The organism is Shewanella sp. SR44-3 (assembly GCF_014163735.1).
Classification (GTDB): domain Bacteria; phylum Pseudomonadota; class Gammaproteobacteria; order Enterobacterales; family Shewanellaceae; genus Shewanella.
In genome coordinates this window covers 339,216-358,789 of sequence record NZ_JACJDV010000001.1, presented here as the reverse complement: position 1 = coordinate 358,789, position 19,574 = coordinate 339,216, and the positions used below count along the sequence as shown (strand labels likewise).

Sequence of the window (19,574 nt, the reverse complement as noted above, 5' to 3'; positions counted from 1 at the left end):
GTTTTTATGGTTAATAGTTAATGGTTAATGGTTAATGGTTAATGGTTAATAGTGAAAGCTGCATAACCGCTATTAGATCCACTTTTCCTCACTCAAAAGATGCATCAGCCCCGTAGCCTTTGGCTCGGGGCTCAAGCGTGTTTGACCCAGCTCACAAATGCAATTCACATTCAGGTCACAATTGTAAAGATTGTAAATATCCATGATATTGAGATTCATTATCATTTAGAGTGCGCGCATCTTTTAAAATTAAGGCGCATTTAAATGAAATTGAGTTACCTATCGTTAGCCATCGCATCCTTGTTATCAGGCCAAGTGCTATCTGGCCAAGTGTTGGCTGCTGAAGTTCAAGAGTTAGCAGTGACTGAAGTCAAAGCCACGGACACTAAGCAAAATACTGTTACCAGTGAGAAGTTAGACAATCGTCAAGTTAACGATATCAAAGGCGCCTTAAGCGAGCTGGCCGGCGTGAGTGTCAGCAATGGCGTGCGTTACAGCCAAAAAACCTACCTACGTGGTATGGAAGAACACTCAGCGAATGTCACCATAGACGGCGCTCGCCAAGATGGACAACTGTTCCACCATTCTGGCAACCAGATAGTAGACCCAAGCATGTTAAAAGCGGTTTCTGTAGAGCTAGGGGCATCTTCTGTGCTCAGTGGCTACGGTGCTAACGTGGGCGCAATTTCCTATGTGACTAAAGATCCAAAAGATTTATTGGCGTTAGATCAAAAGTTTGGTTTTAAGGTGGCAACGGCTGCCGATACTGCCACTGAGTTTCAACAGGTTAACGTCAGTGGTTATGGCCGTTTAACAGAACAATTAAGCCTACTTGGAATGATGAGCTGGAATGAGTCTGGCGACATTGAAACCCCAGACCGCGAGCCTATTGTTAATAAGCACAGCGAGCTTAAAAGTGGTTTAGTTAAAGCTGTGTATGATGTTGATGATAACCAGCAATTAGCTGTGTCATTACAGCATGTTGAAGATGCGGGGCACCGTGCCTTGTCTGGTGAAAAACCAGGCGCCACAAGCGTTGAAGAAGCCTTAGGCTTTAATGGCTACGAGCGTGACACCTATACGGTTAATTATCGCAACGACAGCGCTAACCCGCTGCTCGACTTGTCAGTTGATGCTTATTACAACCAAAAGAAAATGCTGCGCGGCGCACAAACCGGTGACTTTGAGATCAGAGACAGTGCAGGTAAATGGCAAAAGCAAGGCATTGAATTTATCCCTGAGCGTGATTACTCCTATAAAACCTTAGGGTTAAACATTCGTAACACCATGGATATTAATGATATTCCTTGGACTGTGGGCATTGAAACTTTTAAATCTGAACAGGCTATAGATGCTGGTACTGGGCTTATTACCCGTAACGATGGGACTAAAACAACAGTGGTCAGAGCCGTTAACAATGGCCCTGAAGCACGCCTAATTGGCGGGTATATTCAAGGTGAGTTTAACTTTGGCACTTTGCAGATTATTCCAGGCGTACGCTTTGACAGTTACAAGTTAGGTGGCGCTTATGACAACTCTTTCAGCCAGTTCTCACCTAAATTAAACCTATTTTGGCAAGCGAGTGAAACCTTAGGGCTAAAAGCAGGGTACGGTCGTATCTTTAAGGGCCCAGGTTTACCTGAAACCTTGATGATTTCAGCTGATATGACAGCCTCACCCGATGCCAAAGCTGAAACCGGCAATAACATTGAGTTCGGTGTGAGTTATGATTTTGCGTCATTAGTTAATCTTGATAGCGCTAATCTTTACGCCAATATCTATCAGTACAACATAGATAACTATTATCACCCTACCAAAAATACCAACCTTGCTCGCGGTATTTCAGACCTAACTAAAAAAGGTATTGAGGCTGGCATGACAGTCCAGCATCAAGACCTTAAAACCTATGTTAATTACAGCTATAACACAGGTGAAAAAGCCTTTGATGATTACACAACTGACGATTACTACTCAGGCACTCATATGGTCAAACTGGGGCTGAATTATCTTGCCACCGATGAATTGACATTGGGCTGGGACAGCATTTTTGCTAGTAGTGCAAGCCTTGATGACCGTTCTGTCGCCAATGGCGCTGTGATTACAGAGCCGGTTGAGAAAGCCGGTTATGGCGTTAGCAATATATGGGCTAGCTATGATGTTGAACAGCTTAACGGTTTATCCTTAAAGCTTGCGGTTGATAACTTGTTTGATAAAGCTTATCAAGATCACAACAGCTTTGGCATGTACTGGGGCAACGCGGGTTACAACGACAATGAAGTGGGTCGTAACTTCAAGTTTGCAGTGAGCTATCAGTATTAATTGCTATTAACTCCCTTAGCAGGAGGCATTTAATGTCTCCTGCTATTTTGCCAAGTGTCAGTGTGTAAAACGCGAAGCACTTTAAAAAGTACAGCACTGTAAAAAGTGAACCACAGTAAAAGTAAAAATGGTAACAACGCCCTTATGAAAACATTCACTCATGGATATGCCTATTTGTTCGGCTGCACTTTATGTGTCGCCATGCCGTCATGGGGGCAGGCAACGGCCAATCTTGATGAACTCACGACGCAATGGCTTGCCTTAGATAAATCCACTCAAAAACTTAAATCAGATTGGCAGCTTGAAAAGCAGCAGCTTAAGTTGCGAATTGGCTTACTAACACAAGAAAATAGTCAGCTCAGCGCGCAAATCAAACAAGAGCAACATAACCAAGATCAAGTCAGTCAGCAGCGGCAGGCATTACTCAGCGCGCAGACTGACATTGAGCAAGTTGTCGATGCCTATCGCTTGGCTCTTCCGAGCATGTTAAGCCGAATACAACAATTACTGGCAGGTTTACCGCCGTATTTGGAACACCAACTGGCTGATGACCTCAACAAACTCACTGAAAAGTCAGAGTTAACTGCGCAATATCAAGGTATCGCCAATATTGCCAAGCAAGTGGCAAAAGCTGAAAACTTAATTGTGGTGAAGCAAGGAATGATAACCCTTAACGGTACGCCTCTGCTGACTGAACAGCTGTATCTAGGCCATCGTCATGCCTGGTTTATTACCCAAGATAACGCTACCGCAGGCATAGGTTATCCCCGTGCTGATGGTTGGCAATGGCAGCCTGTGGACGCTGAACATGACAGCATTCGCCAAGCAATTATTTCGGCTAAAAACCAAGTTCCAGGTGAGCTTTTGCATCTTCCAGTCAATTTAGGGGCAAAATAATGGCTCAGTTAAGCGTGAATTCTCATCCTTTATTAAGCGCACCGTTAAGGACATCTTTTAGCGCGTGCTTAACTCAAGATGTCATCTCCTATTGTAGGGTCGCACTCGCCTCAATACTTAAAGGATTAGTGCTGCTCGCTAGCCTTTATTTAGGCGCCGTTAATAGCGCGACACTGGCAAGCGTTGAGTCAGAAATATTAACTGAAATCAAGCAGTCAAATCAGGCTTATCAGCGTCAGTTAAGGGCCATGACCACTGAGCGTCAGGGCTTATTGCAACAACTCGCCGAGCAAGAGCGAAAGCTTAAAACCCTCAGCACCAAAGCGGCCAGCATTACGCGCGGCCAAGATGAGCAGAGCATGAGTTTGGCAACCTTAGCGCAGCGATTGCAATCGTGGAAGCAGCAGCAAGACTACCTTAAGCATTTATTAAGCGGCATTTCATCAGCAAAAGCCATAGAAACGCCCCAGCAGCTCAGTGCTTATTTGGCAGGTTTTGCCAAACCAAGCGAATTTATAAAGCAAGATATCGCCTTAAGCAGTGGCGAGCTTATCTCAGGCGCCATGCTAAGCCTTGGCCCTATGCATTGGTTTATCAGTGATGATGGCGAGAAGGGCGGATTGCTGACTCAAGTCGAGCAGCAGTGGCAGCTGGCATTAAGTTTTGATGAGGCGCAGCTGGCACAACTTAGCGCTGTGAAAACGGACCATCAAGGCGTACTGGCGATTGACCCCAGTAATAATCGCAGTTTAGTGTTGGCGCAACATCAAGAGTCGTTCGCGGAGCATTTAGGCAAGGGCGGCATTTGGGTTATCCCTATTATGGGCTTTGCCTTATTAGCGCTGATCATCGCCCTCGTGAAAGCGGTGACCTTATTTAGACTCGAGAAAGTCCAGCCGTTCTCGCAAAAAGTTCAGTCGTTCTCACAAAAAGGCGAGCCGTTATCGCAATTAGCAGGCGCTGGCCTTAAGAGGGCCGCCCTTGGTCAGCATCAACAAGCACTAGCAGATATTGCTAAGCAATACCCACAGATTGAGGCGCGCCAGCAAAGGGATGATTTGCTATTGGATAGCCTTATTCAGACTAAGCGAGAAATCGAGCGCGGCTTAACGGCGATTGCGGTTACGGCATCGGTGGCCCCTTTACTCGGATTGCTTGGCACTGTGAGCGGGATGATCCAAACCTTTAAGCTGATGACCCTCTTTGGCGCAGGGGATGCTAATGCTGTGTCCGGAGGGATTTCAGAGTCTCTAGTGACCACAGAGCTTGGGCTTATTGTGGCTATTCCTGCGCTTATCGCCCATGCGCTGATGTCGCGCCGTTGTCATCACTTTATGGCAGGGCTTGAATCTTATGCGGTGGCCTTGTCTCACCATTCAATAGTTGGACATAACGAGTCACTCATCACGAGTCACAGCAAAGAGGCGGTCCATGTTGCCTGAATTTAATTTAGCCCCTGAGCTTGTCACTGGCGGGGTGGTGATGTGGACCATAATGCTACTGGCACTGGTTTGCTATGGGCTGCTATTTGAAGCCATTTATTGCCGTTATCACCAGATAAATTCTCAGTGGGTCACCAGCTGGTTAACCCCTTTACAGGTGTTAATTTCTTCCCTGCCTTTACTGGGTTTATTAGGCACCATTATTGGTTTGCTCGACACCTTTTCAGCCCTTGGTCATAACCCTGGGGTCAGTATCAGTGATGGCATAGGTAAAGCGATGTTGACCACACAAGCTGGGTTACTCATGAGCATTCCCGCCATGGTTATTTTGTGGAAGCTGCAGGAACAAGAACAAGAACAAGAGTTAACGCTTGCGCCGTCCTTTGAAGATGCACAGGGCAGTGACTCAGACTGTCAGGATGATTCTAGGATGCAAGGTTCAGAGTTAGACGATTTTGTTAACCATAACAGCAGCCAAACGGCTAAGCAAAGTCGCGATGCTAAACGCCACACTGGGAGCAAAAATGCAGCCTAGTTTACAGCACAGAATAAAGAGTCAAGTGCATCAAATTGACCTGTCACCTTTGCTTGATGTGGTGTTTATCTTATTGATATTTTTCATTGTGACCACAGTCTTTGTTAAAGAAACAGGGGTTGAGGTGAAAAAACCTCAGGCGTTAAGCGCAGCACAACTTGAAAAACAGAGTATTTTGATTGCGATAACTGAAGCTGGCGCTGTGATGTATGCCGGCCAAGACATTGGCGTGCAAGGGGTTAAGCCCATCATCATGCAATTACTGGCGAAAAAGCATATGCCAGTAATATTGCAAGTGGATGAAAATGTACCCACCAAACAACTGGTGAGCGTGATGGATCAAGCCAAGCTGGCTGGTGCCAGCAGCATTAATTTGGCGACGGTTCTACCATGAGTGGGTTAGGCATCAAATCAGCCTTGATGATGAGGCTAAGAATGTATTTATTCTCATTGCTGGTGGTAGGCGGGTTAATGCTGGTGTTAATCGCCAATAACCGTGCGCCGTTGACAGCCCCAGAGCAATTTATGGTCAGGCCCCTTGAAGTGGTGGCAACATTGCCGCCGCCAAAACCACCTGCCAGCGTGAGCCGCGCTATGGCAAAGCCGACGTTGCAACTGGATTTAAGCTTGCAAGGCGAGGGCCCCAGTCTCACGCTTTCCCCGATCAAACTTAAGCTGCAAAAACCGGCATTAAGTCCCCCTAACATTGAACCTAGGGTGCCAGAGTTTGATAGCAAGCAGCTGTCTATAGAACTTAACGGTTTTGCCATCAATGAGCTCGACGGTCAGCCAAGGTTACTGACGCCAGTGAGGATTGAATTTACCCCTGAGATGAAACGTGACGGGGTGAAAGAAATCTTAGTTAAGCTGCATGTGGTGATTGATATTAGCGGCAAGGTGCACCTTAAAGCCATTAAAGACAACCCTTACCCCAAGCTTAATCATGGACTCAAGCAATTAATCGCCCGAGCAAGATTTAGTGCGCCTAAGCGCCAAGGTAAACCGGTTCAAGCTGAGTTTATCTGGCCTTTGATGTTAAAAAACTGACGCCATGGCCCCAAATTATGACTCAAGTAATGACTCAAGTAATGACTCAAGTAATGACTCAAAATTATGGCCAAAAATCATGACAGAACAAGAGTACGCAACCATCGCCTTAACAGAAGAATGTGACCCAATATGATGAAATATTTTATCTTACTCAGTTTGCTAATAGGCCAGGCTTTAGTAAGCCAGAGTGCATTAAGCAAAAGCCTCGCCGCGCAGTTGGTTATCAAATTCGATGAGCCAAAATTGCTGCTACAGCAAATAAGCGCCACTGACTTAAGTGCCATGCCAAGTTTAAATGAGGCTGAGCAAAGCCAGCAAAAGCTTATCAGTGACAAACTTAATAAAGCGCAATACACCGATTTACTGGCAACGCTTAAACAGCGCCCCAAAGCGGACATGAGTGCCGCAATGGCCTACTTGATTGGCCAATTAGCGCTGCAGCAGCAACAGCTAAGCCTTGGGGCAGACTATTTTACTCATGCCATTAAGTTACAGGCCAATTTTGGTAAAGCTTACCATGGGCTTGGACTGGCGCAATTGCAGTCAGATAACCCCATAGCCGCCACAAAAAACTTCGCTAAGGCGCTGCAACTTGGGGTCAACGACCCTCAAATATACAGTTTTCTTGGCTATGGCTATATCCAGAGTGAGCATTTTCACAGCGCTGTGGTGGCCTATCAGCAGGCAAAGCTTTTTAACCCCGATGACGCTCAGCTTAATCAGGCACTGCTTTATGCTTATACCATGGCGGGGCATCACGATGCGGCGCTGAGTTTATTGGAGCAGATGCTTAACTCCACGCCAAATGACAAAGGATTATGGCTGCACCGCGCTAATGCATTACTGAAAAAAGATCAATTTAGTCAAGGGATTGCCAGTTTAGAAGCCGCCATTAGGCTAGGTGAAAGCAATGCCGATAACCTTGCCTTAACCGCCCAGTTGCAATTGCAGCATGGCAGTATTAACAGAGCCCGCACGCTTTATGGCAGGATTTGGCAAACTCAAACGAATGCGCCATTGGTGTTTGAGGCCTGCGAGTATTTAATTGCCAACCAAGAGTTTGATGCCGCCAAGGCGCTGCTCAAAAAAATGTCATTACCGAAAAACTCTCCCCATGGGGTTCAAAGCCAACTGGCGTATTTAAAAGGTTTACTCGCTCAGCAACAGGGCAGTATTGCTTTGGCTGCTCGCTCATTTGAACAGGCGTTGAGTTTCAATGGGGTTAACGGCAAAGCCTTATTGGCGTTAGCGGCGGTTAAACGCTCGCAACAACAGAGCCATCAAGCGCAAATGTTGCTGCTGCGAGCGGGGGCACTGGATGAGGTTAAATTGCAGGCGTTGACTGAGCATGCTGATCTGATGATGGCCCTTGGCCGTTACCTCAAAGCCCTTGAGTTGTTGCAACAGGCTGCTGATTTCGCACCACAAGAGCCGAGCTTATTTGAAAATATTCAAATTTTGCAGCGACTTGTCCGTCAGGGCAGCGCATAAATGCGCATCAATAAGTCCTTGCTGGCCCTTTCCCGTCAGTTGCACGTTTATGTGTCTATGGCGTTATTGACCTTGATGATTTTCTTTTCCATCACGGGTATCACCTTAAACCATCCTGAATGGTTCGCCTCACATCAAGGTGAGGTGGTCGAGGGTGATTTTGCCTTAAAGCCTGAATTACTCGCGCCTAAGGCACAGGGGAAGTTGATTGATTATTTATTTGAGCAGGGCCAGTTAAAGGGTCATCGTCTTGCAATTGAACGAGATGAAGAAGAGCTGTTTATCACGGACAAGGGGCCGGGAAGCCATTTGAGTATCACCATAGACTTGCAAACTGGGGAAGCCTATAAAGAATCAACCGATTACGGCTATTGGGCGTTATTCAATGATTTGCATAAAGGCCGTAATAGTGGCGGCTTTTGGCGTTTTATTATCGATGTGAGCGCAGTAATGATGATTTTTTTCACTATTACAGGCTTTATTTTGGCGCTGTCTCAGCGGCGAGTAAACCGCACCATGGGGCTAAGCCTCATCACCAGTTTGTTGCTATTGCTGGGTTATGTGCTTTGGGTTTAACCATGGGTTGAACGAAATGGAACTCATGAATATTTATGATTGAAATCTACAGAGGATGATATGAAGAAAATCGCTTTTTTATTGTGTTTAGTGGGGCTTATGAGCAGCAATGCGAATGCCAGTGAGCAGGCCGCCGAGCTTAAGCTATCCCTTAATTTACCCGTGCAAAGCGGCGAGTACCATAACCCCTATGTGGCGGTATGGATAGAAGACAGCAAAGGTCAAAGCGTGCGCACTATCGCCTTGTGGCGTGAAGGGGCTAAGTGGCTTAAAGACATTCGCCGCTGGTGGCGAAAAGTGGGCCGTAAAGATCAAGCCCTTGTGGATGCGATGACTTCAGCGACCCGCGCTGCAGGGCAATATCAACTCAAGATCAAGGCGTTAAACGATAAACAACAGCCGTTAGCTCCAGGGCATTATGTGCTGCACATTGAAGTGGTGCGGGAAAATGGCGGCCGCGCTATTACCAAGCAAGACTTTGAACTTGATGGCAAGGAACACAGTTTTACCTTAGCTTCAAACCCAGAAATGGCTCAATCACACTTTTATATAAAGGAATAATCATGAAATTTAAGTCTATTACCCTTGCCGCAATGGCGCTATTTATCTGTACTGAGGCCAGTGCCCATAATCGTTGGATTTTACCCAGTCACTTCACCTTGTCTAATGATAAAGGCGAATGGGTAATGGTGGATGTGACTGCATCTAATGAAGTATTTAATGTGGACAAACCTATGGGCGCCGAGCGCTTAACCATCACGGCGCCAGATGGCACCGATGTGTTCCCAAGCTCCAGTTACCGTGGTCACCGTAAAAGCGTTGTGGATATTCATTTAGAAGACAGCGGTACCTATCAGCTTAAAATGGGCGGCGAAGCCTCCTACTGGACAAGCTTTTTGCCAAAAGGCGAGCAGAAAAAACAGTGGCTTAGAGGGGTAAATAAAACTCAGCGTGCGGCCTTGTTACCTAAAGGAGCGACTGAGGTTGAAACCATGGCGTCCTATGCCAGCATTTTAAGCTATATCAGCTTGAATTCACCGACACAAAACTTCCCTTTAACAAACTCAGGCCTTGAGTTTGTGCCGGTAACGCACCCTTCTGATATTGCTCAAGGAGAGGAGGCAGAGTTTAAATTTGTGTTTAACGGCAAGGCTCAAGCTGGCGTTAAGGTTGAAATTATCCGTGAAGGGGTGCGCTATCGCAATAACCCAGACAGCCTTAAGCTCACCAGTGATAGCAAGGGCGTGATTACATTTAACTTAAAAGAGGCGGGCCGTTATTTATTGATGGCAGAATATGAAACTAAGACGGCAAACAATGCCGATGCAGATTCTGTGAGCGGGCAAATCTTCCTTACCTTTGAATCAGTGCTTAACTAATTGTTGCTTGAATAAAAGCAGCTAATTAAAAGCCCTAGCACAGATGTGCAGGGCTTTTTTTTGGGGTGTTCGGCAGCAGTCTTAACACTGCGGCTTATGTAGTGAATGCTTGATGTTAGTGGTTAATGGTTAATGGTTAGTAGTTAGTGCTTGGCTATTCGCCCGCAAGTTCAATAATATGCTGCCACTCTTTGGCTGTTACAGGTTGTACGCTTAAGCGCGCGCCTTTTGCCACCAGCACCATTTCAGCAAGCGCAGGATCGGCTTTCAATTGTTTGAGGCTGATAACCTTGGAAAATTTACGGCTAAACAGTAAATCAACGCTATACCATCTAGGTTTTTCTGGGTTGGATTTAGCATCGAAATAGGGCGAGGTGTTATCAAAGGCACTAAGATCGGCACTGGCATCACTGACCACCTCTACAATACCCACAATCCCAGGTTCTTTGCAGCTGGAGTGATAGAAAAAAACCTTATCGCCAGTGTGCACTTGGTCACGTAAAAAATTGCGCGCCTGATAATTTCGGATCCCTTGCCAAGCTAAGGCTTGTCCTGCGCGGATGTTGATATCATCAATGCTGCAATCATGGGGCTCTGACTTCATTAACCAATAGTTCACCAATACTCCTTTGTTCTATACTTGTGTACAAGTTGCTGTTTTAGCAATGTTGCGAGCAACTATATCATGAAGGAGCCACCCATCAATGCTAAGCGTTTACAACGTGAGTAAGTTTGCCCTGTACGCATTATTTGGATTGCTAACAGTTATGGATAACTCAGTAAATGCAAAAACCTTGGCACTGACTTCATTAGAATGGCCCCCTTTTGCGGGGGAAAGCTTGCCCGAGCAAGGGGCGAGTATTTTTATTGTCCGTCAAGCGTTAGCGACAATGGGGCATGAGCTACAGGTGGATTTTTATCCTTGGAATCGCGCCATGCGCTTGGCAGAGAAAAAAGGCAATAATTACCACGGTTACTTTCCAGAATATCAATACAATACCCCTGAGCACTTATTTTCAACCCAAATAGGCACCAGCCCGCTAGGCTTGATTGAGCGTAAGGATAATCCCTTAATCTGGCAGCAAGTCAAAGATCTTAATCGTTATTCTTTAGGGGTTGTGGATGGTTATGAAAATATCAAAGAGTTAGACCTTATGATCGCAAATGGCACTCAAGAAGCGGAAAGCGTAACCGCAGATATTCAAAATCTGCGCAAGGTGGCGGCTAAACGTATCGATGGTGCTGTGATTGATTTACTGACGTTTCAATATTTGCTGCAAAACTCATCGGGGGATAAACTAAAGCACTCCCTCAGTGCCAACAGTCAATTACTCGAAAATAAAGGGCTTTACGTCGCGTTTAATGATAGCCCTGAAGGCCTATTTTGGCGTGATACTTTAAATGAAGGACTCGACAATCTTGATATCGAGTCCTTGTTTGAACAATACATGAAGCGACATTTTGCTCGCTTATTTAAGCCGTGATCCGTCTTTAGTGTTAGCTTCTCTCGTCCCTAGTAATGATGGTTTGCCCAATTGGAGTCAAACTCAATACTGCAAGTTTAAGGTGTTGCAGTGCAAAGGGGATCCCTATAATGGTGATAGCGCAGGCAAAAGCATGAACTAAATGACCTATGGCAAGCCAAATGCCGAACAATAAAAACCACACTATATTACCGACTAAGCCAAAGGCGCCGGTGCCTAAATCCTCTACTCCCGTTAGTTGCCTACGGTTAACTTGCTCTTGGCCAAAGGGCCAGAAAGCCAGCTCACCAATCACAAAACAGGCTCTGCCAAACGGAATACCGATAATACTGATAAAACACAAGATCCCAGCAAACCACCAGGCTAATCCCATAATGAAACCACCTAGAATAAACCATGCAATGTTAAAAATTAATCTCAGTGCAGACATAAGTCCCCTTAGTATTTATTAGGTATTTAATGAACGTAACAAGCGAATATCATGCCAACTTGTAAATCGTTGATTTTAATGTCGTTAGTCACTTGTTGGCTTCCGTTGTTAGATTGATGAACCTAATATGTGAGTGTTTTACGGAATAAATAGTTAAAATGACCATTGGATGATAATTAAGGCTTTCTATGTTTGCGGTAACACAAGTGCAAGAAATTGATTTTTCAGGTCGACGGATCTACGTGAAACGAGACGATCTCATTCATCCACAATTTAGTGGCAACAAAGCCCGTAAGTTTCAGTATTTTTTAACTCACGAGTTTCCCAACATCACTAAGCTTGTGGGTTATGGCTCGGCCCAAGCGAACTCTTTATTTTCTCTTGCGGTGCTGGCTAAGTTAAAGGGCTGGAAGTTTGATTATTATGTTAGCCATATTAGTGATTATTTACTAAAGCACCCTCAAGGTAATTATCTGGCAGCATTAGAGAGCGGCGCGAATATTATCCCGTTAGATAGGCTTTTTGATGGATTTCAGGACGGTACTGTACCAGAAGATGCCCCTGTGATGGCAGCGGTGACCCAGTACCTAGTAGGCATCGATGGCGTTATTGAGTGTGGCGCGCAGGCCAATCCCTTACCTAAACTTGAAACCTTTATGGCGCAACTGGCAGCACAAGCTCAAGAGTATGAGTTGTTTATTCCCGAAGGTGGGCGTTGTGAATACGCTCAAGAAGGTGTTGAGACATTAGCTGAGGAAATACTGCAATGGACCATAGCACAACAACTTGAGCGGCTGATCGTGTTCTTTCCCTCAGGTACGGGGACCACGGCGGTGTATTTACAACAATATTTTAATCGAAACGCATCAAGGCAAGGGCTTCATATCGAGGTTCATACCTGTAGCTGTGTGGGAGGAGATGAATATCTGTTAGCGCAGTTTACACAGTTATGTCCACAGCTTAGCCATTATCCCAAGATTTTAAATACGGGGAAAAAGTATCACTTTGGCAAACTCTATCTTGATTGTTATCGCATTTGGCAACGGGTGTGCAAGGCTGGTATTGAGTTTGAACTTTTATACGATCCCATTGGTTTTTTGGTATTAGAGCAAGCGCTGCAACATCAATACACCCCTAAAGACACCATACTTTATCTACATCAAGGTGGCGTACTAGGTAACCCAAGTATGCTTGGCCGCTATCAGCGTAAGTATCCACAAGCCTAATTTGAGTATTGTTACAGATTGGAGGGAGAGCAAAGATGATCAGTGAGCTAATTCAATTTGCTCTGTTCTCATAAACATTCGGTAAATGTGAGTGGGAATACCGAGAAGCGGTGTTTATGCAGTAACAGAGCAATTGAGTAACGCGGTCGCGTTAACGGATTATTTATTGGTAGATAGCAACCATTTCATAAAGTTAAGTGCTTCAATGCGCTTTGAAAAGGTTTGCATATATTTGCCTTGGCTGTCGCTGAAGGCAATTGAGTTTTTGTTTGACGAAATCGAATTAACAGGGAAGTTAACAGTAATTTCATGTCCGTTTATATTGTATGACATAGGCCACACTCCTTAAGTTTGCGTGTTCACCCTTAGGTGAGAAAATTTTAACAATATGGATCCTTAGCAGTTGGTAGTGTTGCGAAAGATTTACATTTCAGTGATTTAATCTAGCTCATAACTCATAGTTTAAGCAAGTCTTGTTTTATAACATTTCATTTACATCTGGCAAGACTTATTTATCTAAGTCGCTAGATTTAGGCTCAACTTCCATTGATGAAGTGACTTTTTGTCGCCAAATCAAGGGAGCTGATAATGCTATAACAACAGTAATAAATGACAGCTTGATGACAAAAGCAGGCATTAGTACCACAAATGTTGAGTTAACTATTTATGAGGTTACATTCAACACTTTGAGACTCGCGAAAAATAGCAATATAAAAAGCGTAATCGCTTGATTGATAGCTACTAAAAGCGTGTGGCTAACTTGTATTGGGTTTACTGCGTGTAGTTGTGACTAACAGGAGGGTAAACAGAAATGACAAGGTATCTTAAATCTTCGAAGATAATGCGATAGTTTTCATTCCATGGCAAGCATTATTTTTAATTAGTTGGCAAGTTTTTCAATTTAACCACAAAAAGGTACCCATAGTGAATATTTAATATTCTGCTAAAACCATGACTAATCCCTGATTAACTATAGGTTTTTTAATATAAATGTCAGCGATGTGTAAAAAATTAGAACTAAATTACAAAAATTAGTATTTTTGCCCTTATAATTTAGTTATTAAATAGATGCTTAAGTTTAGAAAGAGACGCTGAGTTATGAAAAAAGTGTTAGACACTGTCGATCAACGAACGAATCTAGTGGGTGAAAACCGTCTAGAACTTTTGCTCTTTAGGATTAACTCGACACAACTTTTCGCCATTAACGTATTCAAAGTCAAGGAAGTGGTTAAATTGCCGTCCCTTAACGCTATGCCAGGCAGTCATCCAAATATTGCAGGTGTTGCTAATATTCGTGGTCAATCTATTCCTGTGATTAACCTTCGTGGTGCAATAGGTTTCTCTCAAATGCCAATTACGGCTGATTCAAATCTTATTATCACAGAGTACAACCGCAGTATTCAGGGTTTTCTTGTGGGTAAGGTTGAGCATATTGTTAATTTGACCTGGGGCGATATTATGCCGCCACCGAAAACCGCAGGAGCGCATAATTACCTGACAGCCATTACCCGGCTTGAAGAGCAAGGTCATTCACAGCTAGTGTCTATTATTGATGTGGAAAAAGTACTCGCTGAAATCATTAATTATGATATTCGTCTCTCAGCAGGTGTGCTCGATGAGACTTTGGCACCTGAAATGCCTGGGCGTAAAGTGCTTATTGTTGACGATTCATCAACGGCCAGACGTCAGGTGCGCGAGACTCTGGCGCAGTTGGGCATAGAGATCATCGAAGCATCCGATGGCTTGCAAGCACTTAATTTATTAAAGTCGTGGAGCGATGCAGGTAAAGATGTCACCAAAGAGTTGCTGATGATGATAACTGACGCTGAAATGCCAGAAATGGATGGCTATAAGCTCACTTCTGAAGTGCGGGCCGATCCGCGAATGGCATCGCTTTATATCACCCTTAATACTTCATTAAGTGGCAGTTTTAACAATGCAATGGTGGAAAAAGTGGGCTGCGATCAGTTTATTTCAAAATTCCAACCGGACTTGTTAGTCGGTGTCGTCCAGACGCGCTTACGTCAATTATTGGGGTAACACTCCACCTAAATGCCATTCCTTCATACTTCTACCGCTAAGCTGTGTATAGATATGTATGAAGGTGCCGCTAAAAATATCGAGTGAACTTAGTGTTGGTCTAATTCACTCATCAGGTCGTTGATAATTTGCCTTTGTTTCCCTTGCGTAATGCCAATATTGAGTCTGGCAATCTTAACCGACTGGGAGAATTTATCTCGCCCAAGTAAGCTCACTATTTCTTGTAAAAATGCCTTATCCAGTGCCATCACTTGGCTATAGTGCTTAATTGCATGCAAGAGTGAAGGGTAAGACACACCATCAAATTTAAACAGTGTTTGGCTTGGGCCGTCAGATTCTTGATCCAGTAATACGCCATCTAAACCCAAAGGCCAGCCTTGGGCATTGACTCTGTCTCTTGCGACTTGGTACATAAACCAAGCGCTTTTCTTAAAGCCAGCAAATACCATACATTCAAACTCAGACTCGGCTAACTCTTCTTCAGTCCAATTGATACCAATGGCGAGATCTTTCTGATAAATACGCATTAAGCCATCTTTTACGGCCACGCGGCATTCCCAAATGGAAGTCAGGGTATTTTGTTTGGCTAATGAGGCACATTCTTTACAGCTAGGGACTGAAAGTGAAGGGTGAGGACAATGTGATTGCCGATAATAATCAAAATCTAGATGACTGGGCTCTTCACAAAACCAACAAAGATGACGTTTGTCGAACGGAATATCGATAAGGTTTGGCATGAATTCTTAAATGGATAATGGCATGGATGATAGTGTGATAATAACTAGCGTTAAGAATGAAGGCATTAATATGAGTCGTTAGGCTGTCTTACTCTCTATGGTTACTAGTGTAAGATAGGCCTAACGGCTCGTTGCGATGCAGTAAAAGGGTTATACTTTTTCTACGTCGACTAATTCTTTTGCTAATACGATAGGATCAATTTCAAGGCAATCTTCATCGCTCTGCCAATCGATACCGATCAATACGCCATCATCATTTAAATCACTGACCCAGTATTCCAAGAATTCATCAAGGCTAATGGTGACGGTTTTGTAATCGGCCCACTCTTCAGTGCAGTGACTTTCTGCAACGGTTTCACTGGACCATAATGGCATTACATCGGTTTCTTCAAATTCAGCTGAATCACAGACGACCCAACCTTCACCAGTTTCATCTTGTAGGCCCCAAAGGACTTGATGTTGCTTCACATTTTCAATAAAGCTCGCTAATGCTGGATTTTGTTCTGTCATGTTCATTCTCATCTATAAGAGGGATTTTTTTATTATACGGTATGCCAGAATAAGTCCAAGGTTTTTATTCATTTGAGATTTTTTTGGAACAAAATTCATGCTTTTGATTATGGCTAGGCTTGTTTCCTTATGGACTATCAGTCAGGATACTGGCATTGGGCTAGTTATCAAAAGTAGTAGTGAAATGGCGGGTTTTAAAAGTGTATTCCACCAGCGTTTAGCGCTCTGGTTGGGTTTAGGTTTTGGCAGTGTTTCTGCAATCTTGATGACAAGCAGCAGTGCATTTGCTGGGGGGGATGAGTTTTCTCAGTGCGTGATTAAGCTGCAAGATACGGCGCGTCAGCAAGGGATTTCTGAGCAGATTATCACCACGAGTTTAGCTCAGGTTAAATATGTGGATAAAGTCATTGCTTTAGATGGTCAGCAGCCAGAATTTAGCACAAGTTTTGCTGATTACTTTGGCAAACGTGTCACCCCTTGGCGGGTCGAGCAGGGCCGTAAGTATTTTGCTATTCATCGCCAGTTACTTAACCAACTAACGGTGCAATATGGTGTACCAGGGCAATATATTTTGGCCTTTTGGGGCTTAGAAACTAACTTTGGTAGCTATAAAGGCAGTATGCCAGTATTAGACTCCCTTGCGACCTTAGCATGTCATCCAAGACGGGCTGAATATTTCACGACAGAGTTGATGCAAGCCCTTAAGTTACAACAAAAGTATCAATTTAATAGCCGTGATATGGTCGGTTCTTGGGCTGGCGCTATGGGGCACACGCAATTTATGCCCACCACTTATGCCAATTATGCCGTTGATGGTGACGGTGACGGTAAAGTCGATTTGTGGAATAGCGTTGCAGATGGACTAACATCGGCGGCTAATTTTTTACAAAGCTTGGGTTGGAAGGCAAATGAGCGCTGGGGCAGGGAAGTTATCATTCCTCAGAATTATACTTATGAGTATTTGGGCAGCAAGGATGTCTTAGGGCTGGATAAATGGGCAAGCCTTGATATTCGTCAGGTTAATAATACCCCTTTGAGCGTTGCCGATATGCAGGCTGCATTGTACTTACCAGCAGGCCATACGGGCCCCGCCTTCTTGGGATACCATAATTTTGATGTGATTATGCGTTGGAATCGCTCTGAGTTTTATGCTATTTCAGTTGGGCATTTAGCCGACAGAATAAACGGTGCTAGTGAGCTTAAAGTCACGGCCCCTATTCAAGCTAGGTTCAATCGCAGTGTGATTAAAACGATGCAAGCTAAGTTAAACCAGCTTGGCTTTGATGTGGGTGAGCCCGATGGCGTGCTTGGACGAAACTCTATCACGGGATTACAAGCGTTTCAGCGCAGTAAAGGACTTATTGCCGATGGTTACCCAGGGCAAAGTACCTTTGATGCCTTAGGTTTACCTAAAAGTTAACCCTTTTATAGGAAAAATCTAGCACGCTAATGAGGCATTTGTTAAGCTGCGGCCAATTTTTAAATGTTAAGGCTATCGAAGGAAAATACCATGAGCATGAAAGACGATATGGTGGTGCAGTTTAATTACACTTTGCGCGATGAAAAAGGCGAAGTATTAGAGTCAAATGAGGGACGCGATCCGATTGCTTATCTTCATGGTCATGACAACATGATGCCAGGTGTTGAAAATGCGATCACAGGTAAAAGTATTGGTGAGAAATTTACTGTGACTTTACCTGCCTCTGAGACTTATGGCGAGCGTATTGAAGGTGCTGAGCAACGCGTATCAGTAAAGCATTTAGCCGGCGCTAAAGTGTGGAAAGCTGGCATGGCAGCGGTTGTGCAAACTGATGAAGGCCAACGTCAAGTGACGATTATCAAAGTCGGCAAATTTATGGCGACTGTAGATGTTAATCACCCTTTGGCTGGCCGTGAATTAACCTTCGATTTAGAAGTGGTTGCTGCGCGCGATGCTACAGATGAAGAGATTGCCCACGGTCACGCCCATGGCGTAGGTGGTCATCACCATTAATTGATGGTGTTTATCGCAAACTCATGCCTAAATCCCAAAGAAAAAGCTTCTTTGGGATTTTTTATTGAAGTCCTGCGCGGATCCAGGAGGGAAAGTAAGCCGCGTACATTCGTCCGTTTCGCAACCATTCATCCATTTTAAAAGTGATTATTTCTATGTCAGTAGCTTTTTCTCAGGGACAGTTTGTTGTTAGCCCCTATGAGATCCAATGCCGCCTTAAACACAATGCCATCGTGCTGCAAGCCATGCTGGATGAAGTGCGATTTTTACGGCCAAACTTATTGTTAGTGGCTGATGCCGGGGTGGTCAAATGGAGCATCAAGTTAGACTCAGAAGAGCAATTTGCTGAGTTACTCGAACTAACAGGATTAAGTGCAGAATATATTTAATCAAGCAGCACTTCATATTTGTTAAGATAGCGGCAATTATTTTTAAAGGAAATTCATCCCTATGCAACCTATGACAAATACAACTCACCTTTCTTCAACGCCACTTGAGCGTATCACGGTAGAGCCAAATAGTGCGGTAACCGCATGTGTGATTTGGCTTCATGGCTTAGGTGATTCTGGCGCAGGTTTTGCGCCAGTGGTACCAGTGCTTGGTTTACCTGCAGAGCATGGAATTCGTTTTGTATTCCCCCACGCACCAGAGCAAGCCGTGACTATTAATGGTGGCTATCAGATGCGCGCTTGGTATGATATTAAATCGATGGATTTACTCGATAGAGCCGATTTAGCCGGTGTGCTGGAGTCTGAAGTCGCTATTAAAGCACTTATTCAAGAGCAAATAGCTCAAGGCATTCCTGCTGATAAAATTGTGTTGGCAGGGTTCAGTCAAGGCGGAGTGATGAGCTTATTCAGCGGTGTGAGGTTTGAACAAAAGCTTGCCGGGATTATGGCACTATCTTGTTATTTGCCAGGCGGCGATAAGTTACCTGAAGCCTTGAGTACAGCCAATAAAGACACGCCAATTTTACAACACCATGGTGAGCAAGATGATGTCGTGCCGTTATTCGCCGGTAAGATGGCTCATGATGCCTTGCTTAATGCGGGCTACCAAACCCAATGGCAGACTTACGCTATGCCCCATAGTGTGTTACCGCATCAACTCACTGAAATTGGCAAGTGGTTGCTGGCTCAACTGAGTTAATGTTTTTTAAAGATTCATGTTTGAGATTAAAACTCGGCTAATGCCGAGTTTTTTGTTATTTAAGCAAGAAAGTTTATCATTGAGTACAGAGATATTGCATTTAGCTTCAAATTAGCTAGCGGCATGTTAGTTAATAAATAGTCTTTACTATATCCTTCTTTGGTTGTGCCAATATTATTTTATGCTCAAGACAACCAGAGTGCACAACGGCAATTTAAATACACATTTGGCTCACATTTATTCATTTTTTTGACACAATCCTTAGGTAAATTTTGTTATTATCCGTGGCGATGGAATAAATTGTGCGCCATTTCAC

General features: G+C 44.2%; 22 protein-coding genes. 17 read left to right on the top strand and 5 right to left on the bottom strand.

Going from position 1 to position 19,574, the window contains the following annotated elements:
* Positions 1-264 precede the first annotated feature (264 nt).
* The 10 genes from H5073_RS01465 to H5073_RS01420 all read left to right on the top strand — a co-directional run bounded on the left by H5073_RS01465 (position 265) and on the right by H5073_RS01420 (position 9,689).
* A complete protein-coding gene (locus H5073_RS01465; RefSeq protein WP_182676320.1) occupies positions 265-2,319 on the top strand; it encodes a TonB-dependent receptor domain-containing protein in 2,055 nt (684 codons plus the stop codon).
* 144 nt (positions 2,320-2,463) lie between these two features.
* Positions 2,464-3,216 carry a DUF3450 domain-containing protein gene (locus H5073_RS01460; protein WP_182676319.1) on the top strand — a complete coding sequence of 251 codons (753 nt, stop codon included), beginning with the start codon at positions 2,464-2,466 and terminating at the stop codon, positions 3,214-3,216.
* Complete coding sequence (locus tag H5073_RS01455) at positions 3,216-4,658, top strand: MotA/TolQ/ExbB proton channel family protein (protein ID WP_182676318.1); 1,443 nt, start codon at positions 3,216-3,218, stop codon at positions 4,656-4,658. Before H5073_RS01460 ends, H5073_RS01455 begins: the two co-directional genes overlap by 1 nt.
* Complete coding sequence (locus H5073_RS01450; protein ID WP_182676317.1) at positions 4,648-5,193, top strand: MotA/TolQ/ExbB proton channel family protein; 546 nt, start codon at positions 4,648-4,650, stop codon at positions 5,191-5,193. Before H5073_RS01455 ends, H5073_RS01450 begins: the two co-directional genes overlap by 11 nt.
* Positions 5,183-5,587, top strand: a complete 405-nt coding sequence (locus H5073_RS01445; RefSeq protein ID WP_182676316.1) for a biopolymer transporter ExbD — start codon at positions 5,183-5,185, stop codon at positions 5,585-5,587. The genes H5073_RS01450 and H5073_RS01445 overlap by 11 nt, the downstream gene beginning before the upstream one ends.
* A gap of 41 nt (positions 5,588-5,628) precedes the next feature.
* Positions 5,629-6,240 carry a hypothetical protein gene (locus H5073_RS01440; RefSeq protein WP_182676315.1) on the top strand — a complete coding sequence of 204 codons (612 nt, stop codon included), beginning with the start codon at positions 5,629-5,631 and terminating at the stop codon, positions 6,238-6,240.
* A gap of 132 nt (positions 6,241-6,372) precedes the next feature.
* Positions 6,373-7,734, top strand: a complete 1,362-nt coding sequence (locus H5073_RS01435) for a tetratricopeptide repeat protein (RefSeq protein WP_182676314.1) — start codon at positions 6,373-6,375, stop codon at positions 7,732-7,734.
* Positions 7,735-8,310, top strand: coding sequence for a PepSY-associated TM helix domain-containing protein (locus tag H5073_RS01430; protein ID WP_182676313.1), 576 nt, complete (start codon positions 7,735-7,737; stop codon positions 8,308-8,310).
* A 60-nt stretch (positions 8,311-8,370) separates the two neighbouring features.
* Positions 8,371-8,871 (top strand): DUF2271 domain-containing protein, encoded by a 501-nt coding sequence (locus tag H5073_RS01425; RefSeq protein WP_182676312.1) that lies wholly within the window; start codon positions 8,371-8,373, stop codon positions 8,869-8,871.
* A gap of 2 nt (positions 8,872-8,873) precedes the next feature.
* A complete protein-coding gene (locus H5073_RS01420) occupies positions 8,874-9,689 on the top strand; it encodes a DUF4198 domain-containing protein (protein ID WP_182676311.1) in 816 nt (271 codons plus the stop codon).
* 154 nt (positions 9,690-9,843) lie between these two features.
* Here the strand turns inward: H5073_RS01420 and H5073_RS01415 are convergent, their stop codons facing one another.
* On the bottom strand, positions 9,844-10,308 hold the full coding sequence (locus tag H5073_RS01415) for an EVE domain-containing protein (RefSeq protein ID WP_182676310.1): 465 nt from the start codon (positions 10,306-10,308) through the stop codon (positions 9,844-9,846).
* Positions 10,309-10,456: 148 nt separating this feature from the next.
* Here H5073_RS01415 and H5073_RS01410 point away from each other — a divergent pair, with 148 nt between their 5' ends.
* Entirely contained in the window at positions 10,457-11,173 is a 717-nt protein-coding gene (locus tag H5073_RS01410; RefSeq protein WP_259394770.1) for an ABC transporter substrate-binding protein, read from the top strand.
* 13 nt (positions 11,174-11,186) lie between these two features.
* On the opposite strand, the gene H5073_RS01405 is transcribed toward H5073_RS01410, so the two are convergent.
* Positions 11,187-11,603, bottom strand: coding sequence for a YccF domain-containing protein (locus H5073_RS01405; protein WP_182676308.1), 417 nt, complete (start codon positions 11,601-11,603; stop codon positions 11,187-11,189).
* A 188-nt stretch (positions 11,604-11,791) separates the two neighbouring features.
* On the opposite strand from H5073_RS01405, the gene H5073_RS01400 reads away from it, so the two are divergent.
* Complete coding sequence (locus tag H5073_RS01400) at positions 11,792-12,829, top strand: 1-aminocyclopropane-1-carboxylate deaminase/D-cysteine desulfhydrase (RefSeq protein WP_182676307.1); 1,038 nt, start codon at positions 11,792-11,794, stop codon at positions 12,827-12,829.
* A 159-nt stretch (positions 12,830-12,988) separates the two neighbouring features.
* Here H5073_RS01400 and H5073_RS01395 read toward each other — a convergent pair whose 3' ends face one another.
* Positions 12,989-13,162 (bottom strand): hypothetical protein, encoded by a 174-nt coding sequence (locus H5073_RS01395; protein WP_086022108.1) that lies wholly within the window; start codon positions 13,160-13,162, stop codon positions 12,989-12,991.
* Between the two features lie 765 nt (positions 13,163-13,927).
* On the opposite strand from H5073_RS01395, the gene H5073_RS01390 reads away from it, so the two are divergent.
* Positions 13,928-14,869, top strand: coding sequence for a chemotaxis protein CheV (locus H5073_RS01390; protein WP_182676306.1), 942 nt, complete (start codon positions 13,928-13,930; stop codon positions 14,867-14,869).
* 89 nt (positions 14,870-14,958) lie between these two features.
* Here the strand turns inward: H5073_RS01390 and H5073_RS01385 are convergent, their stop codons facing one another.
* Positions 14,959-15,606, bottom strand: a complete 648-nt coding sequence (locus H5073_RS01385) for a hypothetical protein (protein WP_182676305.1) — start codon at positions 15,604-15,606, stop codon at positions 14,959-14,961.
* A 150-nt stretch (positions 15,607-15,756) separates the two neighbouring features.
* Positions 15,757-16,116, bottom strand: coding sequence for a DUF2750 domain-containing protein (locus H5073_RS01380; protein ID WP_182676304.1), 360 nt, complete (start codon positions 16,114-16,116; stop codon positions 15,757-15,759).
* A gap of 265 nt (positions 16,117-16,381) precedes the next feature.
* Here H5073_RS01380 and H5073_RS01375 point away from each other — a divergent pair, with 265 nt between their 5' ends.
* The 4 genes from H5073_RS01375 to H5073_RS01360 all read left to right on the top strand — a co-directional run bounded on the left by H5073_RS01375 (position 16,382) and on the right by H5073_RS01360 (position 19,258).
* Positions 16,382-17,536 (top strand): lytic murein transglycosylase, encoded by a 1,155-nt coding sequence (locus H5073_RS01375; RefSeq protein ID WP_259394779.1) that lies wholly within the window; start codon positions 16,382-16,384, stop codon positions 17,534-17,536.
* A 90-nt stretch (positions 17,537-17,626) separates the two neighbouring features.
* On the top strand, positions 17,627-18,109 hold the full coding sequence (locus H5073_RS01370) for a peptidylprolyl isomerase (RefSeq protein WP_182676302.1): 483 nt from the start codon (positions 17,627-17,629) through the stop codon (positions 18,107-18,109).
* A 155-nt stretch (positions 18,110-18,264) separates the two neighbouring features.
* Entirely contained in the window at positions 18,265-18,498 is a 234-nt protein-coding gene (locus H5073_RS01365; protein WP_011496576.1) for a DUF3389 domain-containing protein, read from the top strand.
* A gap of 61 nt (positions 18,499-18,559) precedes the next feature.
* Positions 18,560-19,258, top strand: coding sequence for an alpha/beta hydrolase (locus H5073_RS01360; RefSeq protein ID WP_182676301.1), 699 nt, complete (start codon positions 18,560-18,562; stop codon positions 19,256-19,258).
* Positions 19,259-19,574 lie beyond the last annotated feature (316 nt).